The 21,571-nt window shown below is 67.5% G+C and carries 20 protein-coding genes; 8 read left to right on the top strand and 12 right to left on the bottom strand.

Features of this window, described 5'->3' with window-relative positions; all coding sequences use genetic code 11:
- Positions 1-7 precede the first annotated feature (7 nt).
- A complete protein-coding gene (locus IED13_RS21775; RefSeq protein WP_038357708.1) occupies positions 8-907 on the bottom strand; it encodes a LysR substrate-binding domain-containing protein in 900 nt (299 codons plus the stop codon).
- A 159-nt stretch (positions 908-1,066) separates the two neighbouring features.
- A complete protein-coding gene (locus IED13_RS21770; protein ID WP_191125443.1) occupies positions 1,067-1,876 on the bottom strand; it encodes a GntR family transcriptional regulator in 810 nt (269 codons plus the stop codon).
- A gap of 135 nt (positions 1,877-2,011) precedes the next feature.
- Here IED13_RS21770 and IED13_RS21765 point away from each other — a divergent pair, with 135 nt between their 5' ends.
- From IED13_RS21765 to IED13_RS21735, 7 genes are read left to right on the top strand one after another with little or no spacing between them, the layout of a single operon-like run.
- Complete coding sequence (locus IED13_RS21765) at positions 2,012-3,337, top strand: M20 family metallopeptidase (protein ID WP_404801904.1); 1,326 nt, start codon at positions 2,012-2,014, stop codon at positions 3,335-3,337.
- An 11-nt stretch (positions 3,338-3,348) separates the two neighbouring features.
- Positions 3,349-4,902 (top strand): ABC transporter substrate-binding protein, encoded by a 1,554-nt coding sequence (locus IED13_RS21760; protein ID WP_113252878.1) that lies wholly within the window; start codon positions 3,349-3,351, stop codon positions 4,900-4,902.
- A 19-nt stretch (positions 4,903-4,921) separates the two neighbouring features.
- Positions 4,922-5,869, top strand: coding sequence for an ABC transporter permease (locus IED13_RS21755; RefSeq protein WP_038357702.1), 948 nt, complete (start codon positions 4,922-4,924; stop codon positions 5,867-5,869).
- Positions 5,862-6,686 (top strand): ABC transporter permease, encoded by an 825-nt coding sequence (locus IED13_RS21750; protein ID WP_038357698.1) that lies wholly within the window; start codon positions 5,862-5,864, stop codon positions 6,684-6,686. The genes IED13_RS21755 and IED13_RS21750 overlap by 8 nt, the downstream gene beginning before the upstream one ends.
- A 3-nt stretch (positions 6,687-6,689) precedes the next feature.
- On the top strand, positions 6,690-8,312 hold the full coding sequence (locus IED13_RS21745) for a dipeptide ABC transporter ATP-binding protein (protein ID WP_191125442.1): 1,623 nt from the start codon (positions 6,690-6,692) through the stop codon (positions 8,310-8,312).
- 17 nt (positions 8,313-8,329) lie between these two features.
- Positions 8,330-9,550, top strand: coding sequence for a M20 family metallopeptidase (locus IED13_RS21740; protein ID WP_038357696.1), 1,221 nt, complete (start codon positions 8,330-8,332; stop codon positions 9,548-9,550).
- Positions 9,547-10,683, top strand: coding sequence for a M24 family metallopeptidase (locus IED13_RS21735; RefSeq protein ID WP_260368459.1), 1,137 nt, complete (start codon positions 9,547-9,549; stop codon positions 10,681-10,683). Before IED13_RS21740 ends, IED13_RS21735 begins: the two co-directional genes overlap by 4 nt.
- 10 nt (positions 10,684-10,693) lie before the next feature.
- Here the strand turns inward: IED13_RS21735 and IED13_RS21730 are convergent, their stop codons facing one another.
- The 7 genes from IED13_RS21730 to IED13_RS21700 form a co-directional block, all read right to left on the bottom strand.
- Positions 10,694-12,001 carry a TRAP transporter large permease gene (locus IED13_RS21730; protein ID WP_191125441.1) on the bottom strand — a complete coding sequence of 436 codons (1,308 nt, stop codon included), beginning with the start codon at positions 11,999-12,001 and terminating at the stop codon, positions 10,694-10,696.
- Positions 11,998-12,540: a TRAP transporter small permease gene (locus IED13_RS21725; RefSeq protein ID WP_191125440.1), complete on the bottom strand. Its 543-nt coding sequence runs from the start codon at positions 12,538-12,540 to the stop codon at positions 11,998-12,000. The genes IED13_RS21730 and IED13_RS21725 overlap by 4 nt, the downstream gene beginning before the upstream one ends.
- Positions 12,537-13,574 (bottom strand): TRAP transporter substrate-binding protein, encoded by a 1,038-nt coding sequence (locus IED13_RS21720; RefSeq protein WP_081925031.1) that lies wholly within the window; start codon positions 13,572-13,574, stop codon positions 12,537-12,539. The genes IED13_RS21725 and IED13_RS21720 overlap by 4 nt, the downstream gene beginning before the upstream one ends.
- A gap of 33 nt (positions 13,575-13,607) precedes the next feature.
- Positions 13,608-15,269 (bottom strand): FAD-dependent monooxygenase, encoded by a 1,662-nt coding sequence (locus IED13_RS21715; RefSeq protein WP_191125439.1) that lies wholly within the window; start codon positions 15,267-15,269, stop codon positions 13,608-13,610.
- A 39-nt stretch (positions 15,270-15,308) separates the two neighbouring features.
- Entirely contained in the window at positions 15,309-16,193 is an 885-nt protein-coding gene (locus IED13_RS21710) for a fumarylacetoacetate hydrolase family protein (protein WP_113252885.1), read from the bottom strand.
- A 68-nt stretch (positions 16,194-16,261) separates the two neighbouring features.
- On the bottom strand, positions 16,262-16,684 hold the full coding sequence (locus IED13_RS21705) for a nuclear transport factor 2 family protein (protein ID WP_051987371.1): 423 nt from the start codon (positions 16,682-16,684) through the stop codon (positions 16,262-16,264).
- Positions 16,685-16,707: 23 nt separating this feature from the next.
- The gene (locus tag IED13_RS21700; RefSeq protein WP_208112960.1) at positions 16,708-17,289 is read right to left on the bottom strand and encodes a VOC family protein; all 582 of its coding nucleotides are present in this window, start codon (positions 17,287-17,289) and stop codon (positions 16,708-16,710) included.
- 159 nt (positions 17,290-17,448) lie between these two features.
- Between IED13_RS21700 and IED13_RS21695 the strand changes: the two genes are divergently transcribed.
- The gene (locus tag IED13_RS21695; protein WP_191125438.1) at positions 17,449-18,387 is read left to right on the top strand and encodes a LysR substrate-binding domain-containing protein; all 939 of its coding nucleotides are present in this window, start codon (positions 17,449-17,451) and stop codon (positions 18,385-18,387) included.
- An 85-nt stretch (positions 18,388-18,472) separates the two neighbouring features.
- Here the strand turns inward: IED13_RS21695 and IED13_RS21690 are convergent, their stop codons facing one another.
- The 3 genes from IED13_RS21690 to IED13_RS21680 all read right to left on the bottom strand — a co-directional run bounded on the left by IED13_RS21690 (position 18,473) and on the right by IED13_RS21680 (position 21,437).
- Positions 18,473-19,105, bottom strand: a complete 633-nt coding sequence (locus tag IED13_RS21690; protein WP_038357681.1) for an HAD-IA family hydrolase — start codon at positions 19,103-19,105, stop codon at positions 18,473-18,475.
- 128 nt (positions 19,106-19,233) lie between these two features.
- Positions 19,234-20,052, bottom strand: a complete 819-nt coding sequence (gene eutC / locus IED13_RS21685; RefSeq protein WP_191125437.1) for an ethanolamine ammonia-lyase subunit EutC — start codon at positions 20,050-20,052, stop codon at positions 19,234-19,236.
- Complete coding sequence (locus tag IED13_RS21680; RefSeq protein WP_191125436.1) at positions 20,049-21,437, bottom strand: ethanolamine ammonia-lyase subunit EutB; 1,389 nt, start codon at positions 21,435-21,437, stop codon at positions 20,049-20,051. The genes eutC and IED13_RS21680 overlap by 4 nt, the downstream gene beginning before the upstream one ends.
- Positions 21,438-21,571 lie beyond the last annotated feature (134 nt).

The raw sequence follows: 21,571 nt of genomic DNA, 5'->3' as shown, positions 1-21,571 counted from the left end.
CATCGGGCTATGCCGTCGCCTCCGCCTCCAGCCGGCTCTTCAGGATCTCGATGAAGGCCTCGGCAGAGCGCGACATCGGCGCGCCCTTGAGGGTGACGATGCCGTAGGCGCCGTGGATGCACGGGCTGAAGGGACGCTGCTCGATCGGCAGATGTCGATAGAGCCCGGCGATCAGCTCGGGCACCACGGCGACTCCGAGCCCGCGCGCGACCAGCCCGCAAGTGGCCTCGACCGAATGGACCTCGATGCGCACGATCGGGAAGACGCCCGCTCGCCGCAACTGCCGCTCGAAGGCGAGACGCGCCGGCCGCTGGCGGCCGAGCATGATGATGCCATGCCCGGACAGGTCGCGCGGCGTCAGGCTCGCCCTGGCGGCCAGCGGATGGCCTGCCGGCATGATGCAGACGGATTCGGAGCGCACGATCTCGCGGGCATCGAAGCCCTTGTCGCGCGGCGGCAGGCCGACGAAGCCGATATCGGCGACGCGCGCCAGGATCATCTGCTCGATGGCGTCGTAATGGCCGCCGATCAGCTCGATCGAGGCGTCGCGGCGCTGCGACAGATAGGTCTCGATCACCTCCGGCATCAGCGTCGCGATGAAGGAATGCGGCACCGCCACCTTGAGGAAGCGCTGGCCGACCGTACCCGCCCGCAGATCTTCGGTATAGCGCTTCAATCGCGCGACGAGAGAGGTCAATTCGCCGACCTCGTCCATCAGGGCGAAGGCCTCCGGCCGGGGCAGCAGGCGCCCCTTGCTGCGCTCGAAAAGCTCGAAGCCCAGCTCCTCCTCGAGCTGCGCGAGCTGGCGGCTGACCGCCGATTGCGACAGGCCGAGCGTCGCGGCGGCGGCGATGGTCGACCCGCCCGCCATCACGGAGCGGAATATCTCGATCTGCCGGATCTTCATGGGCTGGTGTTCACAGGCTGCGGCGGCACGAGGTCACGCGAAATCGTCTTGATCCGAAAGCGATGCCGGTGCTCGCCGGCCGGTCAGCAAACCGGACAAATTGGGTTGGTGTCAAAGTCCGCGCTGCACGCCCGTTCCAGATGGGCCAGAACCGCGCGCCTATCGCACCTCATTGACATAGATATGGGCAGCCGTCGTGGCGCGATGCCAGCCGAGGATGGTGGGCACGCCCGCCTGGTCGTAGGCGACCTCGTCGATGGTGAGGATCGCCTCTCTGCCGCCGAGCTGGAGCAGCGCGATATCCTCGTCGCTGGCGAGATCGGCCGTGATCTGCTCGCGCACGGCGGAAATCCGGATGCCGTAGCGCTCCACCAGATGGAGATAGAGCAGCGGCGGCAGCTCGGCGGGATCGCGCGGCAAGCCAGGCAGCCTTTCCTCCGCCATCACCAGCTTGTCATGCATCACGGGGCGGCCATCGACCTGACGGATGCGATGGATCTTGAGCACGCCGCCGGTCCTGATCCGCAGTGCCTCGGCCTGCGTCTCCGTCGCCGGCTGCGCCTCGATGCTCAGGAACTGGCTCGTCGAGCGCACGAGGCTGCCATCGGCGCGGTGCAGGCGGAAATACTGGAAGAAGAAGCGCAGGCTGTGATGCGGCGTGCGCCCCGTCACGACCGTTCCGGTCTTGCGGCGGCGCGTGAGCAGGCCCTCCGCCACCAGATCGCTCATCGCCCGGCGGACCGTGCCGACAGCGATGCCGAAACCCTGGGCCAATGCGGTCTCGTTGGGCAGCACCATACCGGGCGGCCACTCGCCGACGAGGATGGCCTCCGACATGTGCCTCTTGACGCGCTCATAGAGCGGAGCGGCCTCGCCGGCACCGAAATTGGGCAGGATCGGCGGCCCATCGGCGCCGTTGCCTGTTCCGGCGGCAGCACGCGTCGGTTTTTTGGCATTGACAGAAGGCATGCCGTTCGGTCCTATTTCTATATAGTTTATATGAAAGAAGAGGATCCGCAAATGGCGCAGCCAACTGCGGCGTTTCAGTGGTTCCATCGCAGATCGTGCCAGCGCTGGACAAGCGCGGCGTGGCGGAACTGAGGCATGTCAGGGACCACCACCCCGCGGCAGGATGCGTCGGCGCTGGCTCAGGCCGGCGACTGGATTTCGGCCCATGCCGAGGGCGCCATCGCAGACCTCGGCCGGATGATCGCGGTCGACACCTCCTTCCCGCCGGGCCTGGGCTATGACGACTTCGCCGGGCTGATGGAAGAGCTCGTCGCGCCGCTCGGCTTCGTGGCCGAGCGCGTCACCGTGCCGGAAGCGCTGTGGCAGGTTCCGCACGGCCCGGCCGCCGGCCCGCGCACCAATCTGATCGCCCGCCGCGCCAGCGGGCGGCCGGTCTGCGGCCTTTATTTCCACGTCGACACCGTGCCGGCCGCGGCCGGCTGGAAGACCGATCCGTTGCGGATGGAGCGTGAGGGCGAGTGTCTGATCGGCCTCGGTGCCGCCGACATGAAGGGCTGCGTCGCCGCGGTGCTGCTGGCCTTGCGGGCGGCCGAGGCCTGCAGCGTCCCGCTCGCCTACGACCCGATGCTGCTGCTTTGCACCGACGAGGAAGGCGGGCTCTATCCCGGCATCCGCTATCTCGCCGAGCAGGGCCGGCTCGAAGGCCACATCGTCAACTTCAACGGCAGCGCCGAGGCGCGGATCTGGGCCGGCTGCTTCGGGCTGTTCAACCTGCTGGTGCGAATCCATGGCGAGGCGGTTCATGCGGGCGAGGGTAACCGCCGCGGGCTCGGGCACAACGCGATGGACGGGGCGCTGCCCCTGCTCAATGCGCTCGCCGCCCTGAAGGCACGCATCGCCTCGCGCGCCTCGGCTCTGCCGCCGCCGCCCGGCAAGCCGCCGCTCACGGGACAGCTCAACGTCGCCACGATCAAGGGCGGCACCTCCGGCGGCCAGGTTCCCGCCCTTGTCGAGATGACACTGAACCGCCGCTACGCGCCGGAAGAATCCTTCGAGGCCGCCCTGGCCGAGATCGAGGAGACCATCAGGCGCGCCGTCGCCTCGGTCCCCGGGCTGAACGTCGAGACGGCCCTCGTCGGCCATCTCGCTCCGACGGACGATCCGGGCGGGCCGCACTGGCCGCGCTGGCAGGCGGCGGTCGGCTCCGGCTTCGGCTATGCGCCGGAGGATTTCCGCCGCTGGGGCGCTGCCAGCGCCTCCGATTTCGGTTGGGTCCAGCGCGCCACCGGGCACAGGGAAGTCCTGCTCGGCGGCCTCGGCCGGCCCTCCCGCAATATCCATGCGCCGGGCGAGCACACCACCAGCGGCGACATCGTCTCGCTGGCGCAGGCCGTGCTGAATTACCTCGCCGCCGATTTCCGGCCCGACATCAATCCCGATCTGAGCCCGTCCCTGAGCTGAAGGAGCGTTCCATGCCGAGCATCCATCGTCGCGATTTCCTCGCCGCTTCCGCCGCTCTGAGCGGCCTCGCCCTGTCCGGCGTCCCGGCCTTCGCGCAGACGCCCCGCCGCGGCGGCACGCTGCGCGTCAGCGTCGACCAGGCGGTCTCCAAGCTGAACCCGCTCGTGACCCGCGTGAACCCGGAATATCTCGTCGCCGAATTGCTCTATTCGAGCCTGACGCGGCTGAAGGTCGATATGAGCGCGGAGCCCGACCTCGCGGAGTCCTGGACGAATTCGGCCGATCTCACCGAATGGACCTTCGTGCTCCGCAAGGGCCTGACCTTCCATGACGGCTCGCCTTGCACGGCCGCCGACGTGGTCGCGACCTTCGAGGCGATCCTCGACCCGAAGACGGCTTCGCCCGCCCGCCAGAATATCGGGCCTGTCGCGAAGGTCGCCGCCAAGGACGAGACGACGGTCGTCTTCACGCTCTCCGCGCCCTTCGCCGACCTGCCGGTGACGCTGGCCTATCTCAACGCCAAGATCGTTCCCGCCGCCGTCATCAAGGGCGGCCTTGAAAAGCTCGACCGCCAGGCGATCGGCACCGGCCCGTTCAAGCTCGTCTCCTTCGAGCCGGAGCGACAGGTCGTCGTCACCCGCAACGACGCCTATTACGACAAGGCCCGCCCCTATCTCGACAAGATCGAGGTCCTGGTCTTCCCGGATGTCAGCGCCGAGGCTTCCGCTCTGATCTCCGGCGACACCGACCTGCTCGGCACCACGCCGCCGACCGAGTTCGGCCGGCTGCAGAAGGCCTCCGGCGTCAAGGCGCTGCGCCTGGCCTCCGGCCAGTTCTGCAACGTCAATTTCGGCTGCGACCAGAAGCCCTTCAACGATGTCCGCGTGCGCCAGGCCCTGGCGCTCACCGTCGACCGCGCCGCGATGGTCGACTTCGTGACCGAAGGCTTCGGCTCGCCCGGCAACGACACGCCGCTCAACCCCGCCTACCGCTTCTATGCCGATTTGCCGGCCAAGAAGGCTGATATCGCCAAGGCCAAGGCACTGCTCGCCGAAGCCGGCTACCCCAAGGGGCTCGAAGCGACGCTGATCGCCTCCGACCGGCCGGGCCAGCGCACGCAGCTCGCCGTCGCGCTGCGCGAGATGGCCAAGCCCGCCGGCTTCGACATCAAGGTCGAGACCATGCCGCACGCGACCTATCTCGACCAGGTCTGGAAGAAGGGCTCCTTCTATGTCGGCTTTTACAACATGCAGGCGACGGCCGACGCCATCTTCTCGCTGCTCTACACCTCCAACGCCGCCTGGAACGAGACGCGCTGGAACAACGCCGCTTTCGACAAGCTGGTCTCCGAGGCCCGCACCACGATCGACGACGCCAAGCGCCGCGCGCTCTACGCCGAGGCGCAGAAGCTGATGTATGAGGAGGTGCCCTCGATCATTCCGGCCTTCTTCGATCTGCTGGCGGGGCAGCGCGATTGGGTGGAGGGCTATGAGCTCCATCCGCGCGGCTCGGTCTACCGGCTCGATTTCGTCTCGCTCGGCGCCAACGCGCCGAAGCGCGGCTGAGCGGAAACGGGCAGCGGACGTGTCGCCGGCCTATATCCTCAAGCGGATCCTGCTGATCGGCTACACGCTTCTCGTCGTGTCGCTGATCGTCTTCGCGATCACCCAGATCCTGCCGGCCGATGCCGCCGTCATGATGCTGGGCGAAAACGCGACGCCGGACGCGCTGGCGGCGCTGCGTCTCAAGATGGGACTGAACGACCCCATCTGGATGCAGTATCTGCACTGGCTCGGCGGGGTCGTGCGCGGCGATTTCGGCGTCTCGATGCGCACCGGCCAGCCGGTCGCACCGGCGATGATCGAGGCGCTCGGCCGCTCGCTGCTGCTCGCCCTATTCTCGATCGTGCTGATGCTGGCGGTCGCGATCCCGCTCGGCATCGTCGCGGCGGTGCGCCGCGGCCGCGCGGCCGATCTCGGCGTCAGCTTCCTCTCCTATATCGGCGTCTCCTTGCCGGAATTCGTCACGGCGACGCTGGTCGTTCTGGTACTGGCCGATTGGCTGCAATGGCTGCCAGCGACCGGCTATGTGCCGCTGACCGAAGACCCGCTGCGCGGGCTTAAGCATCTCGTCCTGCCGGTGCTGACGGTGTCGATGATCCTGATCGCCCATGTCTCGCGCATGGTGCGCTCCGAGCTCGTCGACGTGCTGCACTCCGACTATATCCGCGCCGCCCGGCTGAAGGGCCTCTCGAAGCGGCAGGTGCTTTTCAAGCATGCTTTGCGCAACGCGCTGCTGCCGACCATCACCATCGTCGCGCTCGATGTCGGCTACCTGCTCGGCGGCGTCATCGTGGTCGAGGAGATCTTCGCCCTGCCGGGGATCGGGCGCCAGCTCATCGTCGCGATCCAGGCGCGCGACCTGCCCTCGATCCAGGCCGGCGCGCTGATCATGGCCACGACCTATGCCGTCGCCAATTTCCTCGCCGACATCGCTTACGCCTGGCTCGACCGGAGGATCCAGTATGATTGAGATCCTCAAGCGCATGCTGCGCTCGCCGCAGGGCGCGCTCGGCCTCGTCATCGTCGGCCTGATCCTGCTCGTCGTGATCGTCGGGCCGTGGTTCGCCCCTTACGACCCCGAGAAGATGGCGCCGCTGATGCGCTACAAGCCGCCGAGCGCCCAGTTCTGGCTCGGCACCGACCAATATGGCCGCGACATCCTGAGCCGGCTGCTGCACGGCGCCCGCGCCACCGTCGTCCTGGCCATTCTGGCGACGGCGCTGGGCACGCTGGTCGGCGCCGTCATCGGCACCGTCTCGGCCTTTCTCGGCGGGCGCAGCGACGAGGCGATCATGCGCACCGTCGACGCGATCATGTCGATCCCAAGCCTGCTGCTGGCGCTGCTGATCGTGAACCTGCTCGGCAAGAGCAGCCTCAACGCGCTGCTCGCCATCGCGCTCGCCTTCGCGCCGGGCATGGCGCGGGTGACGCGCTCCGTCGCGCTTTCCGTGCGCAAGCAGGACTATGTCAATGCCGCCATCGCGCGCGGCGAGAGCGCGGCCTTCATCGTCGGGCGCGAGATGCTGCCGAATGTGGTGGCGCCGATCATCGTCGAGATGACCATCCGCGTCGCCTTCGCGGTGATGCTGTTCGCGACGCTCTCCTTCCTCGGACTGGGGGCGCAGCCGCCGGCTTCCGAATGGGGGCTGATGGTCTCGGAGGCGCGCCGCTTCATGCATCTGAGCGCCTGGATGATCCTGTGGCCGAGCCTTGCCGTCGCGCTGGTCGCGATCGGCTTCAACCTGCTCGGCGACGGGCTGCGCGACGCGCTGAACCCGAGGAGCTGAGCGATGAGCGAAACGATCCTCGACATCGCCGGCTACGGCCTCGACTACGCGACGCCGGCCGGCTTCACCCGCGCGCTCGACGATGTCTCCCTGTCGGTCGCCAAAGGCGAGGTGCTCGGCCTCGTCGGCGAATCCGGCTCCGGCAAGACCTCACTCGCCTGGGCGATCATGCGCTATCTGCCGCAGAGCGCGCGCGAGGCGGGCAGCATCGCCCTGACGGGCCAAGACCTGCTCAAGGCTTCCGAGACCGAGATCGATGCGATCCGCGGCAAGCGCATCGGCATGGTCTTCCAGGACCCGAGCACCTCGCTCAACCCGACACTGCCGCTCGGCGAGCAACTTGCTGAAGTGCTGGTGCGCCATCGCGGCCTGACGCGGAAGCAGGCCTGGGCCGAGGGCGAGGAGCGCCTTGCCCATGTCGGCCTCAAGGTGCCCAGGCAGATGATGCGGCGCTATCCGCATGAGGCTTCCGGCGGCGAGAAGCAGCGCGTCGTCATCGCCACCGCCTTCGCCTGCCAGCCGGAATGCATCATTTTCGACGAGCCGACGACCGCGCTCGACGTCATCACCGCCCGGCAGATCCTCGACCTGTTCAAGGAATTGCAGGCCGAGACCGGCGTCGCCTCGCTCTACATCTCGCACGACCTCGCGCTGGTCTCGCAGATCGCCACCAAGGTCGCGGTGATCCATCGCGGCAGGATCGTCGAACAGGGCGCGCTCAGTGAGGTCTTCGCCCGGCCGCAGGACGCCTACACGAAGAAGCTGCTGGCGGCCGTGCCGCGCCCCGATCACCGGCTCGTCGAGACGAGCGCTCCCGCCACGACCACGCCGCTCGTAGAGGTCGAGAAAGTCAGCGTGCTCTATGGCCGCAAGCCCTTCCTCGGCAACCTGCTCGGCCGGGCCAACACGCAGTTCACCGGCAATCGCGAGGTCAGCCTGTCGGTGATGCCCGGCGAAATCCTCGGCATCGTCGGGGAGTCCGGCTCGGGCAAATCGACGCTCGCCAAGGCGATGACGGGGCTCAACCGTTTCGAGGGAGAGATCCGCTTCGCCGGCCGCCGTATCACCGGCCTCTCCGACATGGACCGGAGCTATCGCCGCGACGTCCAGATCATCTTCCAGCACCCGGATTCCTCGCTCAATCCGCGCCAGCGCATCCGCGAGATTCTGTCGCGGCCGCTCGCGCTCTATGGCGAGCCGGGGGCGAGGCGGGATGCCGCGAGGATCGGCGAATTGCTGGAGCAGGTCCGGCTGCCGGCAGCTTACGCCGAGCGCTATCCGCACCAGCTCTCCGGCGGCGAGAAGCAGCGCGTCGCCATCGCGCGGGCCTTCGCCTCGAAGCCGAAGCTCGTGATCTGCGACGAGATCACCTCGGCGCTCGACGTCTCCGTGCAGGCCTCCGTGGTCGAATTGCTGGTCGACCTGCAGAAGCGCTTCGGCACGGCCTATCTCTTCATCACCCATGATCTCAATCTGGTGCGCCAGATCGCTCACCGGATCGCGGTGATGTACCGCGGCGACCTCGTCGATCTCGTCGATATCGCCACGCTCTCGACCGGGCCCCTCCATCCCTACACCCAATCCCTGCTCGAAGCCGTGCCTGCCCCGGCCACGGCTGCTGCCTGACATCAGAGGCCACATCCATGAACCCGCGCGACCTGATCCATTCGCTCGACGAGAAGGCCTGCCTCGCGCTGCTCTCGGACTGGGCCAAGCACAAGAGCTATTCGGAGACCGAGGGCGAGAAGGCGCTGGTCCGCCACGTCGTCGGCCAGATGAAGGCGATGGGCATCGAGGCGGAAGAGCAGCCCTTCGACGAGGGGCGCCGCGCCAACGCCATCGGCCGCTGGAAGGGCACGGGCGGGGGCAAGAGCCTGCTGTTCAACGGCCATCTCGACACCAACCCGGCGACCGAGGGCTGGACCGTCGATCCCTGGGGCGGCCTCGTCGATGACGAGTTCATCTACGGCATCGGCGTCTCCAACATGAAGGCGGGCGACGCCGCCTCCTACTGCGCGGTCAAGACGCTGCTCGATGCCGGGGTGAAGCTGAAGGGCGACGTGATCCTGACCTATGTCGTCGGCGAATTGCAGGGCGGCGTCGGCACGGTCGCGGCGATCCGCAACGGCATCCGCGCCGACTATTTCGTCAACAGCGAGCCGACCGACGTGCAGGCCGTGACCATGCATGCCTGCGCCTTCTCCTTCGTGATCGAGCTCACCGGCAATACCCGCCACCTCTCCAAGCGCGAGCAGGCGGTCGACGCGATCATGGCCGCCTGCGACCTGATCCCGCGCCTCAACGCGATGACGTTCTCCGGCGCGCCCTCGCCCGAGCATGAATCGATCAATCGCGTCCATGTCGGCGTCGTCCATGGCGCGCTCGGCAAGGAGCTGCACGAGTGGCGGGCGCCGCAGGTGGCGGATTACTGCAAGCTCAAGGGCTCCGGCCGCTATGCGCCTGGCCAGACGCAAGAAGGCGCGCTCGGCGACATGCAGCGCGAGCTTACCGCGCTGGAACAGCGCTTTCCGGGGCTGAAGACCTCGATCCGCATCGAGAAGAAGGAAGGGCATCAGTCGATGCCGGCCTTCGAGGTCGCCAAGGACGCCCGCATCGTCAGGACCGTCAACGCGGCCTATGAGGCCGTGCGCGGCGAGAAGCAGCCGACGGGCGCGATCAAGCCGCCCGGCTTCTTCGGCACCGATGCCGGCCATCTCTATGCCGAGGCCGGCATGGAGGGCATCGTCTGCGGGCCGGGCGGGCGCTACAACACCATGCCCGACGAACGTGTCGAGATCCGTGATTTCCTCGACATGGTCCGCATCTACATGCTGACCATCCTCGACATCTGCGAAGTCGCGTGAGCCCGATCTTCCCGCGCGAGGAATTTACCGCGCGGGCGGCCAAGGTCCGCGCGGCGATGGCAGAGGCCGGCGCGGAGCTTCTGCTGGTCGACCATGCCGAGTTCCTGGCATGGCTGACCGGCTACACCGTCTCCGAGACGATGTATCGCGCCGCCTTCCTGCCGCGCGAGGGCGAGCCCTGGTTCGTGCTGCGCGAGCTCGATGCGGGCCCTTGCCGCAACGCTTGTTGGTTTTCCGACATCGTCGGCTTTCCGGACACGGCCGAGCCGCAGGCCGTGATGGCCGAGGAGCTCCGCCGTCGCGGCTTCGCGAAGGCCCGCATCGGCGCCGACCACGCCTCCTATGGTTTCACGGCCGCGATGTGGGACCGCTTCGCGGCGCTGTTGCCGGATGTGCGCTTCATCGATCTGCCGCGGGCGAGCGACCTGCTCCGAGCGGTGAAGTCGCCGGCCGAGATCGCCCTGATCGCGGAGGCCGCCGGCATTGCCGACAAGGCGATGGCCGCCATCGCCGCGCAGGCCCGACCCGGGCTTTCGCCACGCGCTGCGGCGGCGATCGCAGCGGCCTCCTTTCTGGAGAACGGCGCCGATACCGGCGAGACGGGGCCGATCCTGCCGGGCGTCGGCGATCATGAATTCCTGCATGGCGTCATGACCGCCGATCCGCTGGCGGATGGCGACATCCTGCATGTCGAATTGATCCCGAAGCGCCGCAATTACGGCGCCCGGCTGATGCGGCCGGTGCTGATCGGTGCCGACCGGCGCGGGCTCTCGCCCCTCGCCGAGCGCCTCGTCGCCTTGCAGGACAGGCAGTTCGCGGCGATGCGGCCCGGCACCCTCGCCTGCGAGGTCGATGCGGTCCTGCGCGAGGCCGTGCTCGCCGAGGGCCTGCGCCCGGCCTATGACAACGTCACCGGCTACACGCTCGGCCTTTACGGCCGCACGCCCCGGACCAGCGACTTCTCGCGCGTCTTCCTGCCCAATGCCCGCTGGCGGCTGGAGGAGGGCATGGTCTTCCACATGTATGTCTCCGCCGCCGGCCTGGGTTTCAGCGAGACCGTCGTCGTCGAGGCCGGGGGCGGGAGGCGGTTGACCTCGACGCCCCGCGCGATGCTGACAAGCCGTCTGCGCTGAGGCGCGAACGTCACGGCCCCCCGAGATGGCGCGGCAGCCAGAGCGCAAGTTCGGGCCAGGCGAGCAGCAGCGCGATCAGCACGAAAGGCGCGACCAGGAACGGCAGGACCCCGCGATACATCGCGCCCAGGCCGATCTCCGGCGCCTGCGTGCGGATGACGAAGAGGTTCATCCCGACCGGCGGGTGGATCAGCCCGATCTCGACGACGATGACCAGCAGGACGCCGAACCAGATCGGATCGTAGCCCGTCGACAGCACGAGCGGCAGCAGCACCGGCACCGTCACCAGCACCATGCCGATCCCTTCGAGGAAGCAGCCGAGGAAGACGTAGAAGGCGACGAGCAGCAGCATGACAGCCAGCGGCGGCAGGCCGAGGGCATTGATGCCCCGGACCACGGATTGGGCCATGCCGGTCTGGACGACGAAATAGGAAAAGATCGTCGATCCCAGCACGATCAGGACGAGATTGGCGGTGATCCGTGTCGTCTCGGTGAAGGCGGTGCCGACATCGCCGGGCTTGAAGCCACGCCGCAGCAGCCCGAGCAGGAGCGCACCGAAAGCGCCGACGGCGGCAGCCTCGGTCGGGCTGAACCAGCCCAGATAGATGCCGCCGAAGGTGACCGCGAACAGCAGGACGACGTCCCAGATCGAGAGAACCAGGCGGAAGGACTGGGCCCGCCCGTCCGTCGGCAGGCGCGGTGCCGCCTCGGGCTTGAGCCAAACCCAGATCGCGACGGTGGCGAGGTACAGCGCGGTCAGAACGAGGCCGGGAATGAGCGCTGCGGCGAAGAGCTTGATGATCGAGAGCTGCGCGATGATGCCGTAGATCATCAGGATCAGCGATGGCGGGATCAGGATGCCGAGCGTCCCGCCGGCGGCGACGACGCCTGCGGCGAGCGCGGGCGAATAGCCCGCTTTCAGCATTTGCGGGATCGAGATCCGGCTCATCGTCGCCGCCGTCGCCAGCGAAGAGCCGCAGACCGCGCCGAAGGCCGCCGAGGCACCGACCGCCGCCATGGCGAGCGAGCCGCGCATGCCGGCGAAGACGGCATTGCTGGCGCGGAAGAGATCGCCCGAAAGCCCGGCCATGGTCGCGAGTGCGCCCATCAGCGTGAACAGCGGCAGCACCGAGAGCGCATAGGCCGAGGAGAGTTCGAGCGGCACCGCGCCGAAGACGAGCCGCGCCTTGGCGAAACCGTCGATCGCAGCATAGCCGACGAAGCCGACGAGGCCGAGCGCGACCGCGACGGGGATGCGGGCGAGGATCATGCCGACGAGCGTCGCCATGCCGATCAGGCCGATCGAGGTCGCGCTCATGGGGTGGCCTCCTCGTGGCGGTGGAGGGTTGGGGCCTGCGTCTCGGCGCCCGGCGGCTGCAGGGCGGCCCTGATTTGCGAGCCGATCCGGCGCAGGACGACGAGCATGGACACGACGAGGGCCAACTCGATCGTCAGCAGCAAGGTCCAGATCGGAACCGGCAGATCGGGCTTCTGATCGCCGAAACGATAGGCATCCGCGAGCGGCTGCCACAGCGTGGCGATCAGCAGGCCGAGGAAGGCCAAGGTCGCGATCTCCCCGATCAGGGTCATGCGCCCGAGCGTGCGCGGGCTCACCATCGTGTCGAAGAGATCGACCTTGATCAGTTCGTCGCGCCGGAAGCACTCCGGCAGCGCGAGAAAGGCGACGAGCACCAGCGTGACCTCGACGAGATCGAGCGTGCCGTGGATCGGCCGGTTGAAGGCGAGGCGCCCGCCGATGTCGAACATCGTCCAGAACAGCATCACGGCGAGGGCTATCGCGCCGCAAAGGGTGAGAAGGCGGGCGGGATCGAGCCGCGAACCCGCGCGACCGTTCACTGCGCCCTCCCCACGGCGGCGCGCAGCCGCTCGTAGAAGCCGCGCGCCTTCGGGTTCTTCGCTTCGGCCTTGGCCAGGAAGGTCGCGGCCAGCGGCTTGGTCTTCTCCTCGAAGGCGGCGCGCTCGGCCGGCGTCAGGTCGAGGATATCGACCTTGGCCGCACGCAAATAAGCCTCGCCCTCATCCTCCGCCGCGTCATAGAGCGCGCCGATCTTGCGGGCGGCTTCCGGGCCGGTGGTCTCGTCGATGAGCTTGCGCAGGTCCTCCGGCAGCGATTTGTAGCGTTCGGCGTTCATGACCAGCGCGAAAGTGCCGGCGGAAGCCTTGACCGGCGTCACCGACTTGATGCTCTCGGCCATCTGGAAGGATTTGGCGGCCTCGTAGTTGAACAGCATCCCCGCGATCGTGCCCTTGGCGAGCGCGTCCGAGAGTTCGGCCGGCGCGACGGCGGCGGGGCTACCGCCCCAGGCCTCGATGATCGCCGAGGCGATCGGCCCGTTGTGCCGGATGCGCAGGCCGCGCACGCCTGCGGGATCGCGCACCGCGCCCTTGTTGAAGAACAGGCTCACTGTCGGCGTCGCGATGAAATAGAGCAGCTTGGTGCCCTCGTGCTCGGCGGCGAGATCGTCGGCCATCCCCGTCACGATCGCGGATGCCTCTGCCGTGCTGATCGCCTTCGAGGCAGCGCCCTCACCCCGATTGAAGACATAAGGGAGCTGGGTGATCTCGGTCAGCGGGAAGCGGCCAGGCAGCGCGCCATGCAGGAAGAAGGCGATATCGGCGACGCCGGTGCGGGCGAGGTCGTATTGCCGCGGCATCGGCCCCATCTGCGCCGCCGGGAAGATGGTCAGCTTGAGCCGACCGTTCGAGCGCTTGGCGAGTTCCTCGCCCCATTCCTCCAGTTTCTTGTGAAGCTGATGGTTCGGCGGCAGGTAATGCGAGACCTTGAGCTCGATGGTTTGCGCGAATGCCGCCACCGACAAGGACAGGCTGAACAGCGCACCCAGCAGGGCGCCCACCACTCCTCGTATCATCGTTTCCTCCCCGGTTGTTTTATCGTTGGGTCTTCAGGCTGCCGTCGCGGATACCGGCGTGACGGCTCCCTTTTCGATGGTGCCGGTGACATGGGCGAGCAGCCCCGCCGCATCGGCCGGCAGGGCGTCGCCGCGCCAGGCGACGTGCTGGTCGGGCCGGATCAGGGCGAAACGCGCGCCATAACGCGCCGGCAGACGCCGGTCGGCCGGAGCGAGAACCGTCAGCGGGATGTCCAGAGCCGCGGCCCTGGCAGAGAAATCCGCCGCCTGCCCGGCCTCGCCCGCCGTGACCAGCAGCGTGAACCCATCTCCGAAATGGTCATAGAGCGACGAGTCGTCGGCCAGCCAGAGATGCGGGGCAAGGCAGCCGGGATGGGCCGAGGGCACATAGAGCATGAAATGCTCCGGTGGCGGCTCGCTGCCATCGGAAACGATGATCGGCGAATCCTCGTAGCGCGAGCCCAGCACGATGCCGAGCGTCCGGAATTCGCGCAGCTTGGTCGCCTCGATGATCTCGCCGACCTCGCGGCGCGTCGCCTCGCCGAGTGGCCCCGGATCCTCCAGCCCCGGCCGGACGAGCTGGTTGCTGAGCACGCCGTAATTGATCACCGCTTCCGCGATGGTGCGCTCATGCACCTTGCGCCGCTCGGCCTCGTAGCTCGCCAGCAGTTCCGGCCCGCCCCAGCCCTGGAGCGTGGCCGCGAGCTTCCAGCCGAGATCAACGGCATCGCCGATGCCCATATTCATCCCGAAGCCGCCGAAGGGCGGATGCAGATGGCAGGCATCGCCCGCCAGGAAGACGCGGCCCTTGTCGTAGCGATCGGCGACGAGCTTGTGCGCCACCCAGGGATCCTTGCCGACGATCTCGATTGCGAGGTCATGGAGGCCCGTGCCTTGCCTGATCAGCGCGACCGGGTCGACGCTCGCCGGATCGACGTCATTGGCGAGCTTGGTGACCATGAAGAACCACAAGCCCTCGCCGTCCATCGGGCCGAGCAGCGAGGGCAATTCCTCATTGACCATCCAGTACATGATCGCCTCGCCATGCGCGTGGCGGCGGGCGAGGTCGGGCGCGCGGAAGATGATGTTGTAGTTGCGCGAATAGGCCCGGTCGCCGGTCATCACCGCGCCGATCGCATCGCGGACCAGGCTGCGCGCGCCATCGGCGCCGATCAGGTAGGAACTCCTGACGCGGCGGACCGCCCCGGTCACGAGATCCTTCAGCTCACCCGTGACGCCGCTGCCGTCCTGCTCGAAGGCGGTCAGTTCGGTGCTGAAGCGGATCGTCACGCCGGGCAGCGAGGCGGCATGCTCACGCAGGACTTCTTCCAGCACATATTGCGGCACCCATTGCGCCGATTCCGAATAGAGGTCGTTGCGCGCCGGGCTGCCGTTCAACGCATTCTCGAAGCGCGCGAGCCCGGAGCCGGTCATCCGCGTGGCGAAGACGACGTTCGAGGGATAATCGCGCGGGATCGGCGAGACCTCGCGCAGCCTGTCCGCGATCCCCCAGCGACGCAGATGCTCGCGCGTGCGGACATTCGTCGTTTTGGCGCGCGGCGCATAGCCGACGCGGTCGTTGCGCTCGACCACGAGGCAACGGATGCCGCGGCGGCCGAGCTCGATGGCGGCGGCCAGCCCCACCGGGCCGGCGCCGGCAATCAGCACGTCGACATCCCAACCGCTGTCTTTCACCGCGCGCTCCTTCTGTCCTGCACCGCACCGCCCGCCCGTTCAGGCGGCGCTCCGCACGGCTTCTTCCTGGGCAATCGGGTTGACCAGCAGGCCGATGCCCTCGACCTCGACCTCGCAGACATCGCCCGGCTTCATGAAGAGCGGCGGCTTGCGCGCCACGCCGACGCCGGCCGGCGTCCCGGTGACGATGACGTCGCCCGGCTCCAGCGTGATCGCCTCGCTGATGATCGCAATCAGGCTCGCCACGTCGAAGACCATGCTGTCGGTCGAGGCGCTCTGGACGGTCTGGCCGTTGAGCCGGGTCTCGAGCTTCAATCCCCTGGCGCCCGGCGGCAATTCATCGGCCGTGACCAGCGCCGGTCCGAAGGCGCCGGTTCCGTCGAAGTTCTTGCCGACGGTCCATTGCGGCGCCTTGAACTGGTATTCGCGCACCGAGCCTTCGTTGAAGACGGCGTAGCCGGCGACATGGTCGAGCGCACGGGCCTTCGGAACATGCTTGGCGCGCCGGCCGATCACCGCCGCGATCTCGCCCTCGTAATCGAGCTGATCGGAGAGGTTCGGGCGGATCATCGGTGCGCGGTGGCCGATCAGCGTCGTCGAGAAGCGGCCGAACAGCGTCGGATAATCCGGCTGCTTGAAGCCGCTCTCGGCCGAATGGTCGGCATAGTTCAGGCCGACGCAGATGATCTTGCCGGGGCGGGACAGCACCGGCAGGAAGGTCGTCCGCTCCGGGTCGAGCAGCGCCGATGAAGGCGCCTTGTCGAGCGCGGCGGCGATGGCCGCCCGCGCCGCCTCCCCGCCTTCGACGAAAGCGAGCATGGACCCCGGCAGGCCGGAACCGGCTTCCGAGAGATCGATGAGATCCTGGCCGCGATAAGCCGCGAGCCGGGCCTTGCCGTCGCGAAGAATGGTGGCGAGACGCATGAAGGCTCTCCTTCCAATGGGGTAAAAGGCACCGGTCGCCACTGCGGCCGGAGCGGAAGCGATCGGTGTCAGGCTTCGCCGAAAAGCACGGCGAGGCGTCGCTCGGCGAAGCGCCAGGCCCCGTCCGGCTCCTTGCGATAGCGGTCGGCGTATTCGCAGATCAGGAACGGCGCGGCCGCACCCGGCCCCGGCCCGTCATGGCGATAGAGCGTCAGCACGACGCAGCCGTGCGCCGCGTCGGACGAGACCGGTTCGATCAGGATGTTGCTCTGGACATGGCGGGAGCGGCGCTCGCGCATTGCGGCACGTTCCGCACCCCATGTCGCGATGGCGGCACGCCCGAGCTTGTCCGGGCCGACGCCATAGAGCCCGGCATCCTCCGTGAAGAGCGCGCCGATGCGATCCGCCTCGCCATGGTCGATCAGCCAGGCATGGCGCTGGATCAGATCCTCGATCGCCGCACGATCCTCTGGGTTCAACGACAGCGTCATCGCGGACGAACCTCCGCCCGCCGTCAGACCGGCAGCCCGAGATCGGGCGGCGCGCCCGCCGGCTCGTAGTCGCCCTTGCGCATGCCGGCATGCAGCGCATCGAAGCCCGAACCCGCCCTATGGGCCTGGTAGACGCGCTCGGGGTCGAAGAAGGTGCCGATCGGATTGGCCTTGAAGTCCGTCGAGGTCCGCATCCACTCGCTGGACTGCTTCCAGTCGCCGTAGGTATCGCATTGCAGCTCGACGAAATTGCCCTCGGGATCGCGGTAATAGATCGAGATCGTCATGCCGTGGTCGAGGCTGAAGGCCGGCAGGATGCCCTCGTCGCGCAGCCGGGCATAGGACGACATCAAATCGTCGAAACTCTCATATTCGAAGGCGCTGTGATGCATGCCGTTATGGCTGCGCTTGTCGGGGTCGTCGCCGAGCCCGGGCGCCGACAGGAAGGCGACGCGGTGATTGGCCGCGTCATTGGTGGTCCAGGCATTGTTCGCATCCTGGAAATTCGGCGTGGCGCCGACGACTCGGCCATACCAGGCGACCATTTCGGCGAGCCGGCTGGTCTTGAAGGTGACGTGATGGAAGGCGGGCTTGATGATGTCCATGCGTTCCTCCTGCGGTGCCATTCTTCCCCGGAGGGCGCGGCGCCTGCGTTTTCGGTGGAACAGAGCTAGCGGAGGGAGATATACCTGAACAGATGACAAGAATGCCGGAGCGATCATCATCTGATATCGCTTGAGGCTCTTCGCGAGGGAGACGCGAGGATGAAGCTTCATCATTTCGAGGAGGTCGTCGCGATCGCCGAGCGCGGCAGCGTCCGGGCGGCATCGCGCCATCTGCGCGTGGCGCAGCCGGCACTGACGCGCAGCCTCGCGCTGCTCGAACGCGAGTTGGGCGCGCCCTTGTTCGAACGCCGCGCGCGTGGTGTCGTCGCCACCCCTTTCGGCCAGGCCTTCATCACGCGTGCGCGTTCGATCCTGTCGGAGATCCGGCGCACGCGCGAGGAGATGGAGCAGTTGCGCGGCGCCGGCACCGGCACCGTGACGGTCGGGCTTTCGATCGCCGCGCATCTGGCGCTGCTGCCGTCGAGCCTGCGGCCCTTCCGCCAGCGCTATCCGAACATCAAGCTGCATATCATCGAAGGCTTCTATCCCACGCTCGAAACAAGGCTGCGGGACGGCTCCGTCGATTTCTACATCGGCCCGGAGGGTGGGGCGCAATCTGTCCCCGAGCTCAGCCTCGAAGTGCTGTTCCAGAACCGGCGCGTCGTGCTCTGCCGGACCGGGCATCCGCTGGCGGGCGCGACGTCACTGCGCGATCTCGTCGGGCAGGATTGGGTGACGACATCGATCACGGCAGACGACAGCGCCGAGATCAACGCGTTCTTCGCGCGCCACGACCTGCCGGCGCCGCATCTGGCCGTGCGCAGCCAGTCCGCCCTGACCTTGCTGACCTGCCTCGCCAACACCGACCTGCTCGCGATGGTGCCGGGCCAATGGCAGGATTTCGAGATGACCGGACAGGCCCTGACCACGATCAAGATCGCCGAGGCGCTGACGGCTCCGGCGCTCGTGGTCGTGCGCCGGGCCGATCTGCCGCTCACGCCAGCAGCCCTTCACCTTCTCGACCTGATGCGGCGGGCGACGTCACGGCTCGAGCCACCCGGCAGGTTATCGCGCCCGGCAGGAGACGCGGCGATCTAGAACATTTCCGCGTTTCTCCGAATCGCAGAGATGCTCTATCGCATTTTCTTCACGCGAACCGGTGTCCACTTCGCTCGAAAATGCTCTACCGGGCGAGCAGAAGTGCCGTCAGCTCCTCGGGCGTTGTCGCGAGAGCGCCCGCCTTCGCGGCCAGGAGCGCGTCGGGATGGGAAAGGCCCCACCCGACCGCGATGCAGTCGATGCCGGCGCGCCGGGCCGCCTCGACATCGCGAACCTCGTCGCCGACGGATATCGCCTGCACCGGCATCAGCTTCAGCTGCTTCAGCACGCGCTTGAATTTCGCCGACTTGCCGAAAAGCGACGCCCCGCTCTCATAGACATCGATCAATGCGGCCGATCGGCCGAGCAGGGCGCGGACATTCTCTTCGCTATTGGAGGTGACGATCGCCAGATGCAGCCCCTGCCCCTTCAACAAGGCCAGGAGGCCACCGACCCAGGCATAGAGCTCGATCTGATCCAGATTCTCGGAGGCCAGGCTGCGCATATGCCTCGCGATGATCGGCAGTTTCCATTTTGGAACGCCGAGCGTCTCCAGAATCTGCAACGGGGTCTGCCGCCGGAGCTGCTCGCGCTCCTCTTCCGTCGTTTGCCGAAAGCGATAGCGCTGAGCGACCTCGTTGAGGACGCCATAGAACCACTCCACGCTGGTCGCGAGGGTTCCATCGAAATCAAAGATGACCAACGTCTTTGGGGCCATTCAGGCCGCTTAAATGCTGCAGTGCGACTTAGCAACAATCGATGTGACGCAGGTACCCGCCGCACCCCTCGCCATCGCATCGTCGCTCGAGGCGCTCCGGCCTTCCCGCACGCCTGCGAGACGCTGGATCATGCGCTCGTCGGTCGTACCGACAGCCGAACGATCTCCGGCTCCGGTTCCCGGTCGCTTTCATCCTTGAGGCGCGTGCCGGTGACGTTCAGCGCGAAGGCGCGCTTCATCAGCCAGGCGATCTTGTAGGCCGCCGCTTCGCTGTCGAGGCCGCCCGGACGGATATTGGACACGCAGTTCCGGCTGGCGTCGCTCAAGCCCCGCCGCGGCGACAGGGTAAGATAGGCGCCCAGGCTGTCGGGCGCGGAAAGGCCGGGCCGCTCCCCGATCAGGACGAGGCTCATGCGTGCCGCCAGCCGCTCGCCAATCTCATCTCCAAGGGCGACACGGGCGCCTTCCGCCAGCACGACCGGCGCGACGCTCAGCCCCAGATGCGCGCAATAGGCGAGAAGATGCGCGAGGAGAGGCGGCGCGTTGCCGGCCACGGCCCGCGAGGACAGGCCGTCCCCGATGACGATGACCAGATCGCAGCCATGCTTCGCCGCGCCGTCGAGCCGTGTCGCGCTGGCTTGATCCAGCCGCCGGCCGAGATCGGGACGCCGCAGATAGAGATCGCGCTGCGTTGCATCCGACCTGACCCGCAGGCAGGAGCTTCCGAGCGCCTTCACCTCGGCTTCGAGGGCGTCGATATCGAGGGCGATATGGACCGCATCGCGCGCGGCCGCATGAGCCATCTGGAAGCGCAGAACCTCGCGTGTCGGCAGGCTCGCGCCGACGCGGCCGAGCGCGACCCGCGCCGGGGTCAGCTCGGCGAGCCGCGACCACAGGGCATCGGCCTTCTTTCCACGCTCCATCTCGCCACGGTCGCGCTCGCTCATGCCGCCAGACCGATCGAGCGGGAGAGCAGCGGCAGCGCCCCCGGCTCGGCACGCAGCCGGCCGGTCGCGTCGGTGATCCCGACCTGCTGCAGCCAGGCCTCGAACTCCGGGGCGCGGCCGAGCCCCAGCAGCTCCCGGACGTAAAGCTGGTCGTGGAAGGAGGTCGACTGGTAGTTCAGCATCACGTCGTCGGCACCCGGCACGCCCATGACGAAGTTGATCCCCGATGTCGCCAGCAGGGTCAGGAGCGTGTCCATATCGTCCTGATCGGCTTCGGCATGGTTGGTGTAGCAGATGTCGCAGCCCATCGGCAGGCCGAGCAGCTTGCCGCAGAAATGGTCCTCGAGCCCGGCCCGGATGATCTGCTTGCCGTCATAGAGGTATTCCGGGCCAATGAAGCCGACGACGGTATTGACCAGGAGCGGGGAGAAGGCGCGCGCCACCGCATAGGCTCGCGCTTCCAGCGTCTGCTGGTCGACGCCGTGATGCGCCCCGGCCGAGAGCGCCGAGCCCTGCCCCGTCTCGAAATACATGACATTGTCGCCGAGCGTGCCGCGCTTCAGCGCGAGGGCGGCCTCACGCCCTTCGGCCAAGACGGCCAGATCGACGCCGAAGGAGCGGTTGGCCGCTTCGGTTCCCGCGATCGACTGAAAGACGAGGTCGATCGGCAGGCCCTTCTCGATCAGGCCGATCGTCGTCGTCACATGGGTCAGGATGCAGGATTGGGTCGGTATCTCCAGCTTCCCGATGATCTCCTCGAAGAGCCGCGCCAGATCGGCCATGACCTCCACCGAATCCGAGGCCGGATTGACGCCGATGACCGCGTCGCCGCAGCCATACATCAGCCCGTCGACGACGGAAGCCGCGATGCCGCGCCGGTCATCGGTCGGGTGGTTGGGCTGCAGGCGGACGGAAAGCCTGCGGGGCAAGCCGATCGTGTTGCGGAACCGCGTGACCACCCGGCATTTGCTCGCCGCCAGGATGAGATCCTGATTGCGCATCAGCTTGGAGACGGCGGCGGCCATCTCCGGCGTGATGCCTTTCGCCAGCGCCGCCAGCATCCGGGTATCGGCGCTCTCGGAGAGCAGGAAGTCGCGAAAATCGCCGACGGTCATATGCGCGACCGGCGCGAAGGCCTGGGCATCGTGACGATCCAGGATCAATCGCGTGACCTCGTCGCTCTCATAGGGAACGAAGGTCTCGGTGAGAAAGGCCTTGAGCGGCACCTCGGCGAGGCAGAGCTTCGCCGCCACGCATTCCTCCGCCGAACCGGCGGCGATCCCGGCGAGCATGTCGCCGGAGCGCAGGGGCGTGGCTTTCGCCATCACCTCCTTCAGATCGGCGAAGGCCCAGTTCTGATTTCCGACCGCCATGCGGTAGGCCATGGCCTCACCTCGCTTCAGAGACATCCGGACGCGGGCGGCCGAGCTGCGTTCTGGCCGGCCTCCATCCTACATGAAGAGACTTAGCACGAAGAATGCCAGCTTTCGGCGGTGAGCGACCGGCCGCAACGCCCGAT

This window comes from Allobosea spartocytisi (assembly GCF_014764685.1).
GTDB lineage: Bacteria > Pseudomonadota > Alphaproteobacteria > Rhizobiales > Beijerinckiaceae > Allobosea > Allobosea spartocytisi.
The sequence above is the reverse complement of the archived record's forward strand: the minus strand, read 5'-3'. Positions and strand labels throughout refer to the sequence as shown.

Coding starts and splice junctions, on each gene's coding strand:
- IED13_RS21775 (WP_038357708.1), bottom strand. CDS start 907: ATGAAGATCCGGCAGATCGAGATATTCCGCTCCGTGATGGCGGGCGGG.
- IED13_RS21770 (WP_191125443.1), bottom strand. CDS start 1,876: ATGCCTTCTGTCAATGCCAAAAAACCGACGCGTGCTGCCGCCGGAACA.
- IED13_RS21765 (WP_404801904.1), top strand. CDS start 2,012: ATGTCAGGGACCACCACCCCGCGGCAGGATGCGTCGGCGCTGGCTCAG.
- IED13_RS21760 (WP_113252878.1), top strand. CDS start 3,349: ATGCCGAGCATCCATCGTCGCGATTTCCTCGCCGCTTCCGCCGCTCTG.
- IED13_RS21750 (WP_038357698.1), top strand. CDS start 5,862: ATGATTGAGATCCTCAAGCGCATGCTGCGCTCGCCGCAGGGCGCGCTC.
- IED13_RS21745 (WP_191125442.1), top strand. CDS start 6,690: ATGAGCGAAACGATCCTCGACATCGCCGGCTACGGCCTCGACTACGCG.
- IED13_RS21740 (WP_038357696.1), top strand. CDS start 8,330: ATGAACCCGCGCGACCTGATCCATTCGCTCGACGAGAAGGCCTGCCTC.
- IED13_RS21730 (WP_191125441.1), bottom strand. CDS start 12,001: ATGAGCGCGACCTCGATCGGCCTGATCGGCATGGCGACGCTCGTCGGC.
- IED13_RS21720 (WP_081925031.1), bottom strand. CDS start 13,574: ATGATACGAGGAGTGGTGGGCGCCCTGCTGGGTGCGCTGTTCAGCCTG.
- IED13_RS21710 (WP_113252885.1), bottom strand. CDS start 16,193: ATGCGTCTCGCCACCATTCTTCGCGACGGCAAGGCCCGGCTCGCGGCT.
- IED13_RS21705 (WP_051987371.1), bottom strand. CDS start 16,684: ATGACGCTGTCGTTGAACCCAGAGGATCGTGCGGCGATCGAGGATCTG.
- IED13_RS21700 (WP_208112960.1), bottom strand. CDS start 17,289: ATGGACATCATCAAGCCCGCCTTCCATCACGTCACCTTCAAGACCAGC.
- IED13_RS21695 (WP_191125438.1), top strand. CDS start 17,449: ATGAAGCTTCATCATTTCGAGGAGGTCGTCGCGATCGCCGAGCGCGGC.
- IED13_RS21690 (WP_038357681.1), bottom strand. CDS start 19,105: ATGGCCCCAAAGACGTTGGTCATCTTTGATTTCGATGGAACCCTCGCG.
- eutC (WP_191125437.1), bottom strand. CDS start 20,052: ATGAGCGAGCGCGACCGTGGCGAGATGGAGCGTGGAAAGAAGGCCGAT.
- IED13_RS21680 (WP_191125436.1), bottom strand. CDS start 21,437: ATGGCCTACCGCATGGCGGTCGGAAATCAGAACTGGGCCTTCGCCGAT.